General features: G+C 58.9%; 17 protein-coding genes. 4 read left to right on the top strand and 13 right to left on the bottom strand.

The window, feature by feature from the left end:
• Nucleotides 1-5: 5 nt before the first annotated feature.
• Entirely contained in the window at nt 6-728 is a 723-nt protein-coding gene (locus SM764_RS04360; RefSeq protein ID WP_369001125.1) for a HupE/UreJ family protein, read from the bottom strand.
• 120 nt (nt 729-848) lie between these two features.
• Between SM764_RS04360 and SM764_RS04355 the strand changes: the two genes are divergently transcribed.
• From SM764_RS04355 to SM764_RS04340, 4 genes are all read left to right on the top strand, one after another.
• The gene (locus tag SM764_RS04355) at nt 849-1,052 is read left to right on the top strand and encodes a hypothetical protein (RefSeq protein ID WP_369001124.1); all 204 of its coding nucleotides are present in this window, start codon (nt 849-851) and stop codon (nt 1,050-1,052) included.
• A 176-nt stretch (nt 1,053-1,228) separates the two neighbouring features.
• A complete protein-coding gene (locus SM764_RS04350; protein ID WP_369001123.1) occupies nt 1,229-1,489 on the top strand; it encodes a metal-sensing transcriptional repressor in 261 nt (86 codons plus the stop codon).
• A 9-nt stretch (nt 1,490-1,498) separates the two neighbouring features.
• Nucleotides 1,499-2,818, top strand: a complete 1,320-nt coding sequence (locus SM764_RS04345; RefSeq protein ID WP_369001122.1) for an MFS transporter — start codon at nt 1,499-1,501, stop codon at nt 2,816-2,818.
• 81 nt (nt 2,819-2,899) lie between these two features.
• Entirely contained in the window at nt 2,900-3,388 is a 489-nt protein-coding gene (locus SM764_RS04340) for a cytochrome b (protein WP_369001121.1), read from the top strand.
• Between the two features lie 642 nt (nt 3,389-4,030).
• Here the strand turns inward: SM764_RS04340 and SM764_RS04335 are convergent.
• The 12 genes from SM764_RS04335 to narJ all read right to left on the bottom strand — a co-directional run bounded on the left by SM764_RS04335 (nt 4,031) and on the right by narJ (nt 16,454).
• Nucleotides 4,031-5,881, bottom strand: coding sequence for a TniQ family protein (locus tag SM764_RS04335; protein WP_369001120.1), 1,851 nt, complete (start codon nt 5,879-5,881; stop codon nt 4,031-4,033).
• Nucleotides 5,878-6,852, bottom strand: coding sequence for a TniB family NTP-binding protein (locus SM764_RS04330; protein ID WP_369001119.1), 975 nt, complete (start codon nt 6,850-6,852; stop codon nt 5,878-5,880). Before SM764_RS04330 ends, SM764_RS04335 begins: the two co-directional genes overlap by 4 nt.
• Nucleotides 6,853-6,854: 2 nt before the next feature.
• Nucleotides 6,855-9,005 (bottom strand): TnsB C-terminal domain-containing protein, encoded by a 2,151-nt coding sequence (locus SM764_RS04325; RefSeq protein ID WP_369001118.1) that lies wholly within the window; start codon nt 9,003-9,005, stop codon nt 6,855-6,857.
• Complete coding sequence (locus tag SM764_RS04320) at nt 9,005-9,331, bottom strand: hypothetical protein (protein ID WP_369001117.1); 327 nt, start codon at nt 9,329-9,331, stop codon at nt 9,005-9,007. Before SM764_RS04320 ends, SM764_RS04325 begins: the two co-directional genes overlap by 1 nt.
• Complete coding sequence (locus SM764_RS04315; RefSeq protein WP_369001116.1) at nt 9,331-10,008, bottom strand: hypothetical protein; 678 nt, start codon at nt 10,006-10,008, stop codon at nt 9,331-9,333. Before SM764_RS04315 ends, SM764_RS04320 begins: the two co-directional genes overlap by 1 nt.
• A gap of 1,151 nt (nt 10,009-11,159) precedes the next feature.
• On the bottom strand, nt 11,160-11,681 hold the full coding sequence (locus tag SM764_RS04310; protein WP_369001115.1) for a DUF2478 domain-containing protein: 522 nt from the start codon (nt 11,679-11,681) through the stop codon (nt 11,160-11,162).
• An 11-nt stretch (nt 11,682-11,692) separates the two neighbouring features.
• Nucleotides 11,693-12,973 carry a molybdopterin molybdotransferase MoeA gene (locus SM764_RS04305; RefSeq protein WP_369001114.1) on the bottom strand — a complete coding sequence of 427 codons (1,281 nt, stop codon included), beginning with the start codon at nt 12,971-12,973 and terminating at the stop codon, nt 11,693-11,695.
• Nucleotides 12,970-13,587, bottom strand: coding sequence for a carbonic anhydrase (locus SM764_RS04300; protein WP_369001113.1), 618 nt, complete (start codon nt 13,585-13,587; stop codon nt 12,970-12,972). The genes SM764_RS04305 and SM764_RS04300 overlap by 4 nt, the downstream gene beginning before the upstream one ends.
• Complete coding sequence (locus tag SM764_RS04295) at nt 13,577-14,149, bottom strand: hemerythrin domain-containing protein (protein WP_369001112.1); 573 nt, start codon at nt 14,147-14,149, stop codon at nt 13,577-13,579. Before SM764_RS04295 ends, SM764_RS04300 begins: the two co-directional genes overlap by 11 nt.
• A gap of 15 nt (nt 14,150-14,164) precedes the next feature.
• Complete coding sequence (locus tag SM764_RS04290; RefSeq protein WP_369001111.1) at nt 14,165-14,962, bottom strand: peptidylprolyl isomerase; 798 nt, start codon at nt 14,960-14,962, stop codon at nt 14,165-14,167.
• 4 nt (nt 14,963-14,966) lie between these two features.
• Complete coding sequence (narI, locus tag SM764_RS04285; protein WP_369001110.1) at nt 14,967-15,734, bottom strand: respiratory nitrate reductase subunit gamma; 768 nt, start codon at nt 15,732-15,734, stop codon at nt 14,967-14,969.
• A gap of 12 nt (nt 15,735-15,746) precedes the next feature.
• Entirely contained in the window at nt 15,747-16,454 is a 708-nt protein-coding gene (gene narJ, locus SM764_RS04280) for a nitrate reductase molybdenum cofactor assembly chaperone (protein WP_369001109.1), read from the bottom strand.

The following is a 16,454-nucleotide window of genomic DNA, read 5'->3' as shown; positions in this document are numbered from 1 at the left end:
TGATTTCAGGCGAGGAAAAATCCGGTGATCTGATAGCCCACGAGGATAAACCCCATGGTCATCATCACCACGTTTGCGGTGTAGGCCTGGCGCAGGAACGCAGTGGTTCGGCGCCAGTACCCCATGACGATCAAGATGACGGCGAGCGCCATGATTTGCCCAATCTCGACACCGACATTGAAGGCAAGAAGGTTGGGCAAAAGCCCGTCAGAGGCGATGTTGTAGTCAAGGATTTTGGTTGCCAGCCCTGTACCGTGGAAAAAGCCAAAGATCAGCGTTGCAACCTTGGTATTGGGTTGAACCCCGAACCAGCGCTGGTAGGCTCCGAGGTTATCGAGTGCCTTATAGACGACGGACAGGCCGATAATGGCATCCACGACATAGGCGTTCACGCCCCAGCCGAACCATACCCCCATCAGCATCGTGGTCGAGTGACCAAGCGCGAAGAGGCTGACGTAGATGGCCACGTCCTTCATTTTGTAGAGGAAGAAGACGACGCCCAACAGGAACAGGATATGGTCATATCCGGTGACCATGTGCTTGGCCCCAAGATACATGAAAGGGATCAGGTTTACCCCCCAGATCTCCTGAATATAGCCAGCGTCACCCTCAGTCACGTTGTGAGCGCCAGCAGCCGTTGCATATAGCGTGGTGGCCGCAAGGGCCGTCAGGATGGCAGTCGCGCGCGAGCTGCGCCACGAACGTCCATCCGCAAAAGCGGAGTGCATGTGTTTCTCCTTGGAAAGTTAATTGTTGCGTGGTGTTGCGCCCATTTAGGGCAAGCTTCACGCGCGCGGAGGTCTTTCCAATCGGAATACAGGCGGCACCCAATCAAATGAGGGATGGCGATGCTTGGTCGTGTCGGTTTCGACCGGCATTGCGCTATACCGGGTAGGTATCAGGACGGCTTGTCCGTGATCGTGGTCTGCGACGTCGTGGCTATGGCCATGCATCGCCCAGAGCAGATCTTCCTCCAAGCCATGGGAATGGCCATGCTCGCCAATAACCTCGGCATGCTCCTGAAAGGTCTCCACGATTTTTGGAACATGTGAGGCATTCGGCGATACAGTCCAGACCGCCAGCCCAATGCAGGTCAAGAGGGCGAACAGACGTACCCCAAGCCCTGCTGTATTGTGCTGTCCGCTTATCAACTGCACTACCTCTGTTCCACGTGATGCGTCTTCTATGACACCTTGTGTTATCCCCCTAGGGGGGATACGCGTTGACTATGACAAATCACCATCAACATGCAAGCCACCCGAACGTAATCGCTCGGCTGAAACGCGCTGAAGGACATCTGCGCAAGGTGATCGACATGATCGAAGACGGACGGCCCTGTCTTGACCTAGCGCAGCAATTGCAAGCGGTCGAAAGCGCGATACGCAACTCCAAACAGCTGTTGATTCACGACCATTTGGACCATTGCCTTGACGCGGATGGATCTGAATCCGACCGGGAAGAGTTAAAGGCGATCACCCGCTACCTCTGAGGCTTATCTATGTTCGAAGTCCTATTAGACCGCACATATCGTCACCTATTTCTCGCGCAGGTCGTTTCGCTTCTTGGCACCGGTTTGGCGACGGTGGCGCTTGGCCTGCTTGCATATGATCTCGCGGGCGACGGAGCGGCGATGGTGCTGGGCACTGTGTTCACGATCAAGATGGTGGCCTATGTGGGTATTGCCCCGGTGGCTGGTGCCTTTGCTGACCGCGTCCCGCGCCGTGCCCTGCTGGTGGCTTTGGACATGATCCGCGCGGCAGCGGCGCTGGCCCTGCCTTTCGTCACCGAGGTCTGGCAGGTATACACGCTGATCTTCCTGCTGCAATCAGCTTCGGCAGGCTTTACGCCTACCTTTCAGGCGACCATCCCAGATGTTCTGCCAGAAGAAGGGCGCTACACGCGAGCGTTATCCCTGTCGCGCCTGGCCTACGACCTGGAAAACATCATCTCACCGACGCTCGCCGCACTTCTATTGGGGGTGATGAGTTACAATACTCTATTCTTTGGCACAGTTGCGGGCTTTGCCGCGTCGGCGCTCTTGGTTGTCTCGGTATTACTACCTAGCCCGGAGGCGTCCGAGCCACGAGCCATCTATGATAGAACCACGCGCGGAATTCGCATTTACCTTTCCACACCCCGCCTACGGGGCCTTCTGGGATTGAACCTTGCCGTGTCCAGTGCTGGTGCAATGGTATTGGTGAACTCGGTCATTTTGGTGCGCGGAGAACTGGGGTTGAGCGCAAGCTTTTTGGCCTGGGCGATGTTCGCTTTTGGCATCGGTAGCATGGTTGCGGCGGTGGGGCTGCCACATCTGTTGGACAAAGTCTCAGACAGGCCGACGATGTTGGCAGGAAGCTGGACGATGGTGACAGCACTGTTGGGTATTGCGGGGGCAGTCGTGACCATTGGCTTAAGCTGGCCGCTCCTGGTGGCTGGCTGGCTGATCGTGGGCCTTGGGTATTCTACCGTTCTGACACCCTCGGGCCGCCTGCTGCGTCGTTCGGCACACCCGGAGGACCGCCCGGCGCTGTTCGCCGCGCAATTTGCACTTAGCCATGCCTGTTGGCTGCTAACCTATCCGCTGTCTGGCTGGTTGATGACCACCTTCGGCACTGTTCCCGCGCTGTTGGTTCTGGCGGCGCTGGCAACGCTGGGTATCCTTGCTGCCCTGCGCCTTTGGCCTGCGGGCGACCCGGAGGTGATTGAGCATACTCATTACAACTTGCCATCGGATCATCCTCACCTCCAGGGGCGGCGCCGCCACGCCCATCCGCTGATCATCGACGATGAGCATCCGCGCTGGCGCTCGCAGTTCTGAGGTACGTTTGATTTGATCCAGCGCAAGGCGCGCCTCAGTCATATATGAACTTCTGAATGCATCAGTGTTCAGGAGGTTTCAGTGACACAACCCGAAGGCTATTCGACAGCCCAGATTGTCCTACATTGGCTCATAGCATTACTGGTCGCAGCACAGTATCTATTTCACGACGCAATTTCCCTTGCATGGGAAGCGATCAGTCGAGAGAAGGACTTTGCCTTTGAGCCGCTAATCCTTGCACATGTGGCGGGAGGAGGGCTGATTCTCTTGATGGTGGTCTGGCGCCTTGCTTTGCGTCTGCGTCGTGGCGCACCGTCGGCTCCTGATAATGAACCCATGCCGCTTAAGATCCTGTCGCATGTGGTCCACTGGGTCTTTTACGCGCTGTTAACCGCCATGTCAGTGACTGGAGCTGTCGCGTGGTTCCTCGAACAAGGTACCGCCGCGCAAGCGCACAATGTGCTGAAAACCGTTCTATTGGGACTGATCGTACTCCACGTTCTCGCCGTTCCCTTTCACCGTATCGTACTTAAAAACAACGTGATGAAACGCATGGTTCGGTCAGGATAGGGAGGGGCGCTCTGGGCATCGGCTTCACACGCCCCCAATGTCCGCTTTCCGTGTGCCGCGCAGCTTTCTGGAAGCTAAAGCTAGGCCAGTTGGCTGCGACCGCTTTGGGCTGACACCGGTCATGAGTGACACCCGGCACGAAAGTCGGTTCTGGGCAGGAAGTGCTGGACTGGGCGGCGTTCTATACTCCAACACTAGGCCTACTTCCTGCGCCGAGTAGTCAAGCCGACTGACGCTTCTCGAGTGCCCTGAAGCCATCCAGACGGAAGGTTCTGGTACCGAAGATTGATGCACCCCAAACACAAAAAAGACGCCCGAGCTTTAGCCCCGGCGTCTCCATCACTCTGTGTCAGCGGCCCGCACAAAGCGCATCAAGAGGGACGTTTCCCCCTTGACACCCCTTGCGCAGGTTTATGCTTTCCTTTGTGCATTCATATGCTTGCTCTGACTTGTCCGAACTCGTAAAAAACTGCCATTGATCTTCGCGCAACCGCTGTAAGTCATTGTTTTATAAGGACCGGCATCGACAAAAAACCTAGGAAGGCGCCTTTTCTGCCATTCCCGCACGAGATTATTTGCCATCGAAAATTTCAAAAAAATGCCGCCCGAAGGCGGCACTCTTGATGCTCATGCGTTGGAACGTCAGATTTCCATGGATTTTGGCAAGTCAGCCCTTCGGTAAAGAGTCCCACCGAAGGACCTTGGATCGAATGCTGGCTTCACTTCGTGAGCATCCAGCCTCCGCTTCAATTGCGACTTCGTACATTTCAGTTCGATCATAAGGCTCCTCAAGGTCACATATCTGCTTCTGAAGCACGCCATGGCGGCGGGCGTGATCCACGCTTCTTCCTCACCCGGCAATTTGACAGCTTTCAGTAGGACCCGCCCCCCCGGCTCTGAGAGCAGCCGTTTTCCAGCAGTGGCCCCAACGCCCAGCATCATGAACGCACAACTTGCACTCATGCCTGGCCGACAACGCGGTGTCAGGGATTTAACCTCAAGCGGGTCGACCAGGAGGCCGTCGAGCCCGGGTTCATTTTCCAACCGCATGACACGTTTAAGTCGCCCCCCAAACACAAGGGCAAGAACCAATTGCATCTTCTTCCGGCTGATTTCAGCACTCTTTGCGAGACTGACCATGGTACGGGGAGCCTCGGCGACAGGACTGGCATATTTCTGAATTCGGTGGAGGAGCGCATCCACATGCTCACGATCGACGGCACAACTAATTTTCCCCACTTTCAGGCCACCGTCGTGCAACTGGGGCAGCAACCCCTCGTCCATGAGCGCTGCCACAATGGGCCGGGATGTGTTGAGTACCTGCGGCAGGACGGTGACAGCAACCGCTCGGTTGATCTCATCAGCCACCCCCTTGCCGGTCTCGTAGTCCACAAGCACGTGGGAGCCGGGCAGCGCCGCTTCACTGTCTGAGATCACGCCTTTGGCGTGCAGCACATTCTTGAGAGTGACATCATTCACGAACTCAGATGTCGCCAGAGACGCGATACTGCTCCGACGCGGTTTCACCCCGATTTCCCCGAGCAGCAACCGCCCAGCCTGCACGTCCATGTTGTCCAGAATATGCTCACGTAGGATGTCACGGATAGGCCCCGGATCCTTAGACAACTTGGATGCGGCAAGCCAAGAATAGAGCATGCCGTAAGTCGTGACCCGGCGAAGGGGCCCATCTCCTCGGTTCTGCGCATCGGCAAGCAAAAGGTCCAATGCCTCTCCGACACCTTTCTCTCCGGCGGACATGTAAGGCCACCCTGCCCGGCCAGCTTCGTCCCAGTCCATCTGCCCCATTTCACCTGCCTTGGCGTCGACACCATACCTCAATACCGCCCCCAGCATTTCGGTGGCGCGGACTGCCTGCTCGATCCCCTGAGCATCAAGCCAATCCGGCCCCTTTGCACCCTGAAGGCGCCCAAGCACATAGTCCTGAAGCGGCGACGGCTTAAGGACCGGTAACGGCTCCGCCAGCGCCTGCAGGTCAGCACCGGTCTCAGGCACCAGAAGTTGCAGCTCCCGGGCCTTACCGTCCCAGGCATCACGCTGCCGCTCCATGAGTGGTTGCTGATGGCGCGGGCAAACCCTGACCGGAGCCAGCAGCCACTCCAGCCGCCCCCGCCGCCGCACGTGGGGACGGATGGCGCCGCCTTCATCCTCCACCAGGCAAGCAGGGCAGAAGCGGGTCACACGGCCAGTCATGAAGTCCTTGGAAAACACCTCGCCACGCAGCTCAAAACGCCTGCCGTCCAAGCTGCGGATAGTATTGTGACCCACCACATTGTGGTCCTGTCCGGCCAGTTCACAAAGGCGGCGGATCGCGTCTGCATGTCCGCTCGCGAGCGGCATGAACGGCACGTCCATGTCATTGAGGAAAGGCCGGAGACCGCCACCGGTGTGCAGGGCTGCAAGACGCGCAGCCCAGGACAGCGGTGTCTCGCCGGATGCAAATGGAAGAGAGGGATACAGCTTGTCCATGGTCATGCCCCCTGCTTCCGCTTGCGTTTAGCCGGTTTCCTGGGTTCTTCATCCTCAGCGGATGCATCCGGGTCGATCGTCCACCATTCTGGAGCGTCGAAGACATTCCGTTCGAGCGGGCAACCCTCGTCAAAAGCCCAGGCTTCCGAGAAATGCCAGATATCTAAGGCCGCCTCACCATGATTCAGCGCCTGCTCGATTGCCGCGTTGATTGTCTCGATACAGCGCCCGAACCTGTAGCGCGAAGCGTGGAACAGCCTGTCGACCAGATCCTCCTGCTGAGGCGGTTGCAGATCCGCGCGGGTGCAGTACCGTTCGATAAGAGCGGAGAACTGCTCCTTGTCAGTATGCACTGCGACCGGTTTCAGGTTGATGGTGGAGAACCGGCGCTGAACCTGCGCGTCGGTGCGGATGATTTCCCGCAGCCTTTCGGTACCGGACAAGATGACGATCACCGGGTGATCCCCCTGCATCAGCGTCTTCACCGCCCTTAGGATCAGGTTCCGGTCTGCGCAGAACAGGTCATGCGCCTCGTCGATCCACAGGACGGCAACCCCCAGCATGTGGAGCCGTTCACGGAACACCTGCAGCTGGCTCCAGACTTCGCTGCGGCCGGATTTGACGGGGTAGCCGCTGCGGGTCAGGAGTTCCTGCGTCATGCTTTTCAGGGTAGCCGGACTCGGCACCACCGCGTCCAGATACAAAGAGCGGCCCTCCGGCTTCTGGGAGAGCACAGGGTGCCGGGACAGCCCCCGGTCCACCAGCGTGGATTTACCACCGCCTGGTCCGTCGATCACCAGGATGCCGCGGGTTTCACCGGTGGAGGTAAAGCGCCTTGCCTCTGGCAACAGGTTCCCCGAGGGATCGCGTTTAAGGAGACGGTCGAGGTGGGACCCAAATTCCGTGTCCCTGGGAGAACCGACATGGAGGTTTCGCAAGGTTTCCAGAGTCGCTGCGATTTTTGCAAAGTCAGTCATGATTAGTTTTCCTCAATGGTCCAGTCGGTAGATTTGGGTTTGTGGCGTGTGACAGCAGGCTTCTGGATGGTGGCTTTCTCGGTTCCGCCGGTTTCTGGGTCCGGTGAAGGAAAAGAGCGGCCGATACCCTCAGAGACTGTTTTCTTGGGTTGGGATTTGCCAAACCGGATCCCTTGGAAGATCCGCTTCTCTTCGCGCGCGATGCGCTCCGGGGACCAGTCTTCGACCACCAGATTTGCCAGCGCCATGGCCTGCGCATTGCGTTCAGAAATTGCTTTGATCGCCTGCTGAACCACGTCGGAGTTGATCCGTTTTGCCTTCGGGTTCCGTGAACGCACGTCCCGGGTGGCCGACAGCCAGACCTGCGCGGGCACGCCCTCAAGCGCATGATCTACTGCAGGGATTGTGAACCAGTCGGTGCCGAGCCGCACTTCGATGGCGCCGATGTCCTTGGGGTGCCAGCGCACATCAACATCGCATTTGTCCTTCCGAAGCATCCAATCGGCTAGCCGCTCCGAATGGTAGCGGACGCCAAGAACAGTCAGGCCCTCCTTGCTGAGGACACGTGTCATTCGGCGGCCAAAGACAAGGCGGTGGCGACGCATGTCCGGAGAAGGCCGTACGCCCCACTGTCCCATCAAACGGCGCCAGCAATCTGCCGGTGTCTCACAACCCAACCCGAGATGTGGGGTGTTGTGATAGTAGTCGACAACCCAGCGCACCAAGACGAACGCGAGGTCGTCCAAGGTCAGCGCCGCACGGTCTTCCGGCTTTGCGTCCCCTTTCTTGACGACGTCAGAGTAGGTTTGCCCCGACAGACTGGGAAGCAGACGCTTTGCGATAGTGCCGAATACACGCTCAATGGTGCCGCGGACCTCTGGGCATCCCGCGATTGCATTTTCCTTGGTGATTCCAAGGTCGGCACATGCGAAGCGGAAGGCCTGCGATTTAAACGCGCTTCCGCAATCAGTGACGATCGTTTCAGGCGTACCATGCATATCCCAATGGCTCTGTGCGGCCACCAGACCAGCCAACTTACCTTTGTTGGACACGACCATCTGGAGCACCTGCACCGCTGCCTGTGCTTTTGGTGCAGTTGAAATGACCATTCCCACGATGCATCGCGTAGTGCAGCAGATCGCCACCGTAAGCGTCCAACGCTTCTTGGTCTTGTCCAAGCCCAGAGCGAGGCGTTCCTCGTCCGTGAACATGTCGATGAGTTCGCTGGAATACATCAGCGACATCAGATCGACTTCCCATTCATCAATCTCGACCCGCTGAAGCGGACGGGTCAGATCAAGCCCGTTTAGAACCGGTCTGAACCTTTTGCGGGCAGCCGCCTCACCGAAGCGGGCCGAGACTACCGCAAACGGATCCAGGGACCGGACCGCACGGCGTGTGGTTTCGCGGCTGGGCACAAAGAAGGCAGGCAGGCCACGTTCAACTCGTTCAGCATTCAGCTCATCGAAGGAAGCCAAAACCTTTTCGTGGATCGTCTTGATGGTCGGCCGGTCAGAGCTCATGTAACCGCGCACTTCCTTCATCAGAAGCCCGACTTCCTCAGGCCCGAGAATACGATTGCGGTTCCCGCGCAGATGCACTGCATCCAGGAGGCCGACTGGGCCATCAAGTTCTGCGGCCTTGATCCAGGATCTCAGCGTCCGAGGGCTCGGCGGAACAGAAATATCGGCTGACTTTCCTGGATTGGCCAACCCCATCGGGTTGAGGTTTTCCGCAAATTGCGTTGCGTGGCCGATCAAAGTTTTCTCGTTTGCTTTAATGGCCGCGTCGGTGCGATTAATGTGACCGTTGCGCTCCATTTCGAGGAAGGCCTCGACATAGGCGCTGCGCTTCGCGACGCGAGCATTTTGGGGCAACGACAAAGCTGACAGAAGCCCGGTATTTGACTGCTGTTGCCGCTTAGCCTTTTCCGGATTGAAGAAGTCTGGCTCAAAGCGGATACGCCCCATCGACGCAAGGCGACTCAGTTCCTCGTGCGAGAACTGATGGGCGCAGCCCGTTCCATCGTCCATTTGCAGCGTAACGCCTGCTTCACTCTCAAAGATAAGCCTGTAAGAAACCTCATTGACGGTGACGCGATCGAACGCACCGATTGCAATGCGTGTTTTGCGGTAATCGAAGGACATCTCCATCAGAACCGTCCTTCCTCAAAGACTTGAAATTTCGGGGATTTATAGTCGTAGCCGACGTATTGGGGGGCGCCGTCCTCATCGCGCCATTCGAAGTCGGCTTGTTCGCAGACCTCACCGGTCTCCGATCCGGAGGTCACTCCGAACAGGAGCCACTCCACTTCTTTGAACCAGTAGATGCGGCCGCCGGAATACATCAGCGTCATCAGATCGATTTTGCATTCATCGATCTCAAGCCGTTGGCCCGGGTGGGTCAGGTCCAGCTTGTTCAGAACAGGTTTAAACGCCGCGTGTGCGGCTCCATTGTGGGAGTCGCAGGACAGCTTCATCAGATCAGCTCCCTTTTGAAGACCTGGGATTTCGGGGAAATGCGCTCGTAGCTGACCAGCTGAAGATTGCGGGACCGGATCAACCGGATCAGCGCGCGAAAGCCCATTGCGCCACAGCCGGTAATGTCCCTGAGGGTTTCCAGCGTCTCGATACCCTCCATTTCCCGAACGGTTTTTCGCGCCGCCGCATCGGCCTCCGGATCCTCCTCGCGAATGGAATGAAGCAGTTCGGCATTGAACAGCGCGACAGGGTCGAGATCCTCTTCCGTCACTAGGCGGACATCAGTGACAAACCCTTCTGTCCGCGCCTGATCCGAAATCCGGCACATTTCTTCAAAGAACGCATCGGTCACGCCATAGGAAGGCCTCACGGAATATGCGAAAATCTCCCCATCGGTCTGCACCACCACGAAGTCGAAATAATGGGTGTGACGTTCGCCATCCTCGTCTTCCCATTCAAAGCCAACCTGCTCGTAGATCTCATCGGTCTCCGGTCGGACGGCCAGGCACAGGCAGGCCTTCAACTCGTGATGGCTTTCGATCTGGGTAATACGACCAGGACCATCGCCCAACACGATGTGGCCAGTGAAGTGGCCCTTTGAGGCTGCCGCGACGTTGCGGTCGGCAAGGCTGGCTTCGGGAAGCCGGATGCCTCCCTGCTGAAGAGTATAGGACATTGATTTATCTCACAGTTGAGTGGTCCGCGGCCCGGAACTGGGCAACGGTGATCGCTCTCGGCTGACAAAAGGCACAGCTCTTCCGGCGCTCCGCAGCGGTGAGAACCGAATGCGAAGCGTTGGAGCTGATAGTTCAGCGCGTGCTCCATCGGCCCCGGACGCGAGACGTCCAGATTGGATGCAGCGGTTTTGGTGAGGCAGTCGCCGTCCTTGAAATCCGAGGCCGGATTTGCTATCGAACCATTGCTACTTGGGTAGACTTTGATCTGCCTTATGAACGCGTCCGTCCCTTTGCCGAGGTTCGGACGTTTTCATTTTGAAGGGTCGCTTTTACATCGGCGTTTCTCCTCGTTCAGTCAGTTTCAAATCGAGCCGGATCTTGAGCGAAAAACTCAGCACCGGGTCCCCGGAGACGATAACAATCTGATCGCCTTCCGAGAAGAATTTTTGTTGTTTTGATTCAACGCGATACAGGCAAATCAAAGTTCCATTTTCACATCCAGACGCTAGATCGGAACCTTACAAATTGTGACTGCATCAAGCTGTGGCACAAGTTTCAGCAGTCCTTGCGGCCGGGCAGCAATCCGACAAAGAAAAGGCCGCTGCGTATTTTCGCAAGCGGCCCGGTCTCAAGGATAGGGAATGATCTGTCTTACGCGTTCCGTCTCACTGATCTTCGCGAACTTCAGAGGCAGAAAAAAGTATTCCACGGCTACTGATTCGATGAAGTGTTATGTGAGCAGGAGCGGTGAACTGAACTGTACCCTGCGCCCGATCCGGGAGGATCATCCTATAAGCCCCAGGGACGTGAGTATGATATGGTGGTTCAAGTTCATGGCGAAACAAATAGCGGAGACACAACCTGAGGGTCAAGTGAGTTTTTAGGGCTCAGTGATGATTTTCGGTTTTCGCGAAAGTTGCATCTTTCCTCGACACCTACGATGCGAAACGCAAATATGACTGCACCAAGCGCCTCCGAGATACGCGACGCGATATCGCGGATCAGAGCACGGCGCTCCTGCCTTGTCAGTGTCGAGGATTTGATCAGACGAGTGAGGCCGTTAAAAAGCCGAGCGCAATCGGGCGAGAACACCTCTCCGCCCGGTTGCTTTTTTGTGAATATAATGCGCGGAGCGGAGCCCTTTCCGTTCCTATGCAGCCTCTGAACTATCAGTAACAGCCATCGCCAGCCAATCGAGCAACGCCGGGCTTTGCGGCTCCAGTTCCTTCGCCAACCCCTCCGCGAATGTCAGGAAGTCGTTCTCATTCAGCTGGTTGAGACCGACTAGAACCGGGATTCCACGCGACAGAGCATCGACGATTACCGGCCGAAACCCACGACCTTCCGCTTCATGTTTTCCGAACTTGTTTACGACCAGGCAATCCACGCCCTGCGCAAGGCTAGTTTCGACCTGCGCGACCGCAGTTTCCAGCGCCGAAGGGTTTAACCTGCAACCCCGCGCCCCACGGCCGAGGTTTTGTGAAATCCGGATGACCGGACCATCCGGCAGGACCTTCACGTCCATGTCACAGGGGCCATTTTTCTCCCGGTCGGTATTGATCTGAACCGTCCCCGCCAAGCGATAACCGCGGGCCTGCATTTGCGCGGCAGCCTCGTGGAGAAGCAGGTCAGTGTCCCCTTTGCCCGGCGCTTTGGTATAGGCGATATGCATTGATGAACTCCTCACATGTCACAGAAGGGTTGAAATTCGACCAGCGCGCCTTCGGACAGCTGGTCCGCCTCGGCTGGCAGCAGCATCAGACCGTCCGCCGCAGGCAAGCGTGCGACCCGGGCTGAGTGGGTGGCCTCCTCGAACTGCACGACCTCGCGCCCCGCCCCATCGAAGCCTGCGATCCATGCCGGGCGTAATTCGCATCGGCCGGGTTTGCGGCGGATGCCGTGCCCCAGCACCACGTTGCGGCGTGCCGCACTGCCTCCTGTCGTTCCAGACAAAGTACGTAAGACGGCTGTCCCGAACAGTTGCCACGTCACGAAGGCAGCCAGCGGATTGCCCGGAAGCCCAAGCCACTGAGCGCAGCCAATCCGGCCGAACGAGACCGGTTTACCCGGTTTCATTGCGACGCCGCTGAACAGAAACTCCGCGCCAAGCGCGTTCAGCGCGGGCTTGACGTGGTCCTCTTCACCGACAGATATGCCGCCAGTGGTGACCACCAGATCGACCTCTGTCGAAAGTTCTTCTAGCTGGCGCTGCAGGCCCGGTCGGTCGTCCGCCCCGGTGCGGATATGAAGCAGATCAACGTCGGGGCGGCTCAGCATGGCGGTCAGCATTGGCGTGTTGACGTCCCAGATCCCTGCCGCCGCGCGCGCGCTCCCGGTCTGATGTACCTCATCTCCGGTTACCAGTAACGCAACCCGAACCGGGCGGCGCACCCGGACCTTTGCGGAACCTGCCGCGGCGCAGGCGGCGACTTCGCGCGGCCCTAGGCGCTGACCGGCGGCAAGGATAATGTCACCGGTCCGCATGTCATCACCCGCGCGGCGAATATTCATCCCCGACACGGGTCTGCGATCGATACGAATGCTATCGCCGCAGTGTCGCACGTCTTCCTGCATCACCACCGCATCGACCCCCACAGGCACCGGTGCCCCGGTAAAGATCCGTGCCGCGGCATCACCGGAGATGCCCCGTGTTGCAGTCTGCCCCGCAGGAACCCGGCCAGCGACCCGGAACATCCAGGGCCCCTCGCCGACAAGGGCTGTGCTGTCGACGGCATAGCCATCCATCGCCGCATTGTCGAACGGCGGCGTCATGGCCTGCGCCCGCACCGGATTGGCCAGAATGCGCCCCTGTGCCCGTGCCAGCGAAATGGTTTCCGTTCCTTCCACCGGGCACGTGTGTTGCGAGATGCGCCGGAAGGCGTGATCGATACTGAGAAGCGCCTTCAGCCGTTCAGGCGCATCGCAGCCGCATCCGGGCTGCTCAATCTTTTCCAGAATGGTCATTCTGCAACCTCCTGCAGGAAATGGCCGGGGCCGAGCGAACAATCCAGATCGCGCAAGCGTCCGTCCCTAAGGCCGTAAATCAGGCCGTGAATCCGGATGTTAGCGCCACGTCCCCATGCTGTTTGCATGATTGGCGTTTCAGCGACACGCCGGACCCCTTCGATTACGTTCAGCTCGGCCAGCCGGTCCCGACGGTCCTCGGTGTCCGCAGCCTGAGCAAGATCAACCACATAGGCCCGTGCAAGGCGCCTGATCGGTTCCAGCCAGTGATCGGCCAACCCGTGCGGGAAATCCTCGGTGGCCGCTTTGACCCCGCCACAACCGTAGTGGCCACAGACCACGATTTCGCGCACTTTCAGCGCCTCGACTGCAAACTCAAGGGCCGACAACAGGTTCAGATCAGAGGAATGGATCACGTTCGCCACGTTGCGATGCACAAAGACTTCACCTGGATCGAGACCGGCAACGACATTGGCGGGAACCCGACTGTCAGAACAGCCGATCCAGAAAAACTCCGGAGCCTGTTGACCGGCCAGCCGGGTGAAATAACCAGGATCTTCGGTGTTACGTCGCTCGGACCAGGCTCTGTTGCGGGCAAGGAGATCATTCAGCATCGTCAGCCCCCATGACCCGGTCCAGCCCGCGACGCTGCAGCATGCACAGCCCAAGGCTATCTAGGTCGCCTTCGGACAGGCGCAGCCGTGCAAACGGCAACACGATGGCGTTTTCGAGAAGCAGGTGATCGCGTATGTCTGCCGAAAAATCGCGCAGGGCCTCTCGCTGTGCCTCCGGGATCCGCCCGCCGTTCTCCGAAAGGACTGCGAAAACGGCGACAACATCCGACAGGCGGCCCACGATCCGGGCATGATCCTGATCGAGACGCGCCTTGAGCCTGTGCATTTCGTCCTCCGGCGCGCTACGCCGGATCAAAAGCGGCAGCAAATCGCAATCCTCATCCTCGATCAGGAATGGCAATTCCTCCGTCAGAAAATCCAGCACCGCGCGGGCCTCGGCCGTCTCAACAGTTGCGGCCTGGGCAAGCCGGTCGATTTCTGCGCACATAGTCCGAATGCGCAGATGATCCTCGGCGAGGAAATCCAGTGGATTGCCGAGCAACGCGATGTCAGTCGGCGCCAGGCAGTTCCCTCGTCTTGGCGATGTGGGTCGCGAGGTCATCATACGCACTCCGTTCTATACCGGCCGCAGATCCGCGCCAGTGATGTCAGCATCAGCGGCCAGCCTGTCGACAAAGGCGCGGGCGGCCCGGGCCCAGGCAGCCTTTTCCATGGCATCGGACACTTTCAGCCGGACCGCCTCGAAAGGCAGCACTGCGCCCTGCGCAACCGCATCCATGCGGATGACGTGATAGCCATGCCGGGTCAGCAGCGGTTCGGCGCTGATTTCGCCCTCGGCCATGCGGCGCAGCGCGGCCTCGAATTCGGGCACCGTATCGCCGGGACCAAGCTGGCCGAGCGCACCACCATTGGCTTTTGAACCACAGTCGCTGTGATCGCTCGCAAGCCGGGCAAAGCTCCGAGGATTGTCCAAGGCTCTTTTGCTCAGATCGAGCGCACGTGCCTGAGCGGCAATCCTTGCCTTCTCATCCCGCGGATCACAGGCACAAAGTATATGCGACACCTCCCACAACGGCGGGGCGCGGAATCGCGACGGATCGCGCGCCCATTCGGCACGGATATCTTCCGCCGTGGGGCGCAAAGTCTCCACCGCGGTTTCAAGAAGGCCCCGGATCAGGGCCTCCTCTTCTGTTTCAAAGCGTCCCGGCCCGACTTCGGCGGGGTCTGCGGATAGGTCGCGCCGACGCGCTTCCTGCAAGAGCAGTGTGCGGATGGCCACCGCGTTGGCGGCCTTGCGCCAAGCGATCCCGGGTTTGCCTTTGGGGGCGCTGTGGTTTTGCGCCTCGGCGGCGACCAATGCATGGGGCACGGTTTCGCCGTTGACGATCAGATCGGGAAATAAAGCCGCGTGCATGGGATCACTCCGCCGGTTTGGCTGCGGTCGTCACCGCGCGTTTCGCGGCGCCCCCCGCTTTCGATGCAACGGAACCACCCCGTCCCTCCATCGGTGCCTGACGCCGGGAGCGGACCACCTGATAGCCGGGCCGCCACAGGTAGCGCACCGGAACAGAGATCATGTGAACCAGACGGGTGAACGGGAAGACGAGGATGATCGTCAGCCCGAGGAACAGGTGCAGTTTGAAGATGAACGCCACATCCGCGATATATTCCGCGGCCGCACCATCGAAGGTGAAAACACCCTGTGCCCAGGCCATGAACTTGACCATTTCATGCCCATCGAGATGCCCCAGCGACGCGAAGATCGTGCCAAGCCCCAGCACCAGCTGCGCCAAGAGCAGTCCCAGGATCGCAATATCCGCAAAGCTGGACGTTTGGCGGATACGCGGATCGGTCCAGCGGCGATGAAACAGCATACCGCCCCCCGCCAGCGCCATCACCCCGGCGATCCCGCCTGCGACAACGGCGAGCAGCTGCTTGGCTCCGTGGCTGATGCCAAGGGCATCGAACACCCAGATCGGGGTCAAGAGACCCACGAAATGGCCCAGAAAGATCACCAGAACGCCGACATGGAACAGCACTGAACCGATTACCAGCTGCTTACGTCGCAGCAGTTGCGAAGACGAACTTTTCCAAGTGAAGGGATCGCGTTCGTAGCGCGCGATGGTTCCCATGATCCCGACGCCGAGCGCGATATAGGGATAGATTCCGAACAGAAAATTATGCATTTCAAGCCTCCATCACTCTGCCGGCACGCCATCGGGGGCGGGTCGAACCGGTTCATCCATACGCGCCAGCATGTCACGTACCTGCGGACAGCCTGCATTGGGATCAGGGCCAAAGCGCACTTCGCTTTCCTCCCAGACCTCATCCAGCGCCTGCAGATCGTTCGGATCCGTGTCTGGCTGTTCCAGAAGCTGAGCTACCGCCTCCTTGTCTGCATTCGCTCCGGCCAGTTGCAAAAGAGCGGCGAACACGGCGGCATATTCGCTTTCCCGCCGGGCCAGCCGGGCGTTGAGAGCTTCGAAAATATGCGCCGCATCCGCCAAGGTTTCCTGTGCTTCGGCAAAAGGACGCGTCGACAGGAATTCCAGAAGAACCGGAAGATGGTCAGGCAATTCGCTGGTCGCCGGTTCGAACCCGCCATCGCGGTAGGTTTCCATCAGCGACACCATCGCGCCGCCCCGGTCCCGGCTTTCGCCGTGAACGTGTTCAAAGAGATTGAGCGACAGCGTGCGCGACCGGTCGAAGAGCATGACATACTGCTCTTCGAGGTCGTACATGTCGCGTCCGCCGATCTCTTCGACCAGCGGGCGCAGCGCCCGGCGCGCGGCCGCAGTCAGTCGCCGCTCGGCGGACAGCACTGCGCCGATCTCGGGAATGGCGCGCTGTAACTCCTGCGTTGGGTAACTCAGAAGCAGGGATAGGGCTTTCAATGTCCGGTCCAT

The organism is Pseudophaeobacter sp. 1A16562 (assembly GCF_041008785.1).
GTDB lineage: Bacteria > Pseudomonadota > Alphaproteobacteria > Rhodobacterales > Rhodobacteraceae > Phycobacter > Phycobacter gallaeciensis_A.
Note: the sequence above shows the minus strand (reverse complement) of the source record. Positions and strands in the feature narration are given on the sequence as shown.

Coding starts and splice junctions, on each gene's coding strand:
- SM764_RS04360 (WP_369001125.1), bottom strand. CDS start 728: ATGCACTCCGCTTTTGCGGATGGACGTTCGTGGCGCAGCTCGCGCGCG.
- SM764_RS04355 (WP_369001124.1), top strand. CDS start 849: ATGCTTGGTCGTGTCGGTTTCGACCGGCATTGCGCTATACCGGGTAGG.
- SM764_RS04350 (WP_369001123.1), top strand. CDS start 1,229: ATGACAAATCACCATCAACATGCAAGCCACCCGAACGTAATCGCTCGG.
- SM764_RS04345 (WP_369001122.1), top strand. CDS start 1,499: ATGTTCGAAGTCCTATTAGACCGCACATATCGTCACCTATTTCTCGCG.
- SM764_RS04335 (WP_369001120.1), bottom strand. CDS start 5,881: ATGACCATGGACAAGCTGTATCCCTCTCTTCCATTTGCATCCGGCGAG.
- SM764_RS04330 (WP_369001119.1), bottom strand. CDS start 6,852: ATGACTGACTTTGCAAAAATCGCAGCGACTCTGGAAACCTTGCGAAAC.
- SM764_RS04325 (WP_369001118.1), bottom strand. CDS start 9,005: ATGGAGATGTCCTTCGATTACCGCAAAACACGCATTGCAATCGGTGCG.
- SM764_RS04320 (WP_369001117.1), bottom strand. CDS start 9,331: ATGAAGCTGTCCTGCGACTCCCACAATGGAGCCGCACACGCGGCGTTT.
- SM764_RS04315 (WP_369001116.1), bottom strand. CDS start 10,008: ATGTCCTATACTCTTCAGCAGGGAGGCATCCGGCTTCCCGAAGCCAGC.
- SM764_RS04310 (WP_369001115.1), bottom strand. CDS start 11,681: ATGCATATCGCCTATACCAAAGCGCCGGGCAAAGGGGACACTGACCTG.
- SM764_RS04305 (WP_369001114.1), bottom strand. CDS start 12,973: ATGACCATTCTGGAAAAGATTGAGCAGCCCGGATGCGGCTGCGATGCG.
- SM764_RS04300 (WP_369001113.1), bottom strand. CDS start 13,587: ATGCTGAATGATCTCCTTGCCCGCAACAGAGCCTGGTCCGAGCGACGT.
- SM764_RS04295 (WP_369001112.1), bottom strand. CDS start 14,149: ATGACCTCGCGACCCACATCGCCAAGACGAGGGAACTGCCTGGCGCCG.
- SM764_RS04290 (WP_369001111.1), bottom strand. CDS start 14,962: ATGCACGCGGCTTTATTTCCCGATCTGATCGTCAACGGCGAAACCGTG.
- narI (WP_369001110.1), bottom strand. CDS start 15,734: ATGCATAATTTTCTGTTCGGAATCTATCCCTATATCGCGCTCGGCGTC.
- narJ (WP_369001109.1), bottom strand. CDS start 16,454: ATGGACCGGACATTGAAAGCCCTATCCCTGCTTCTGAGTTACCCAACG.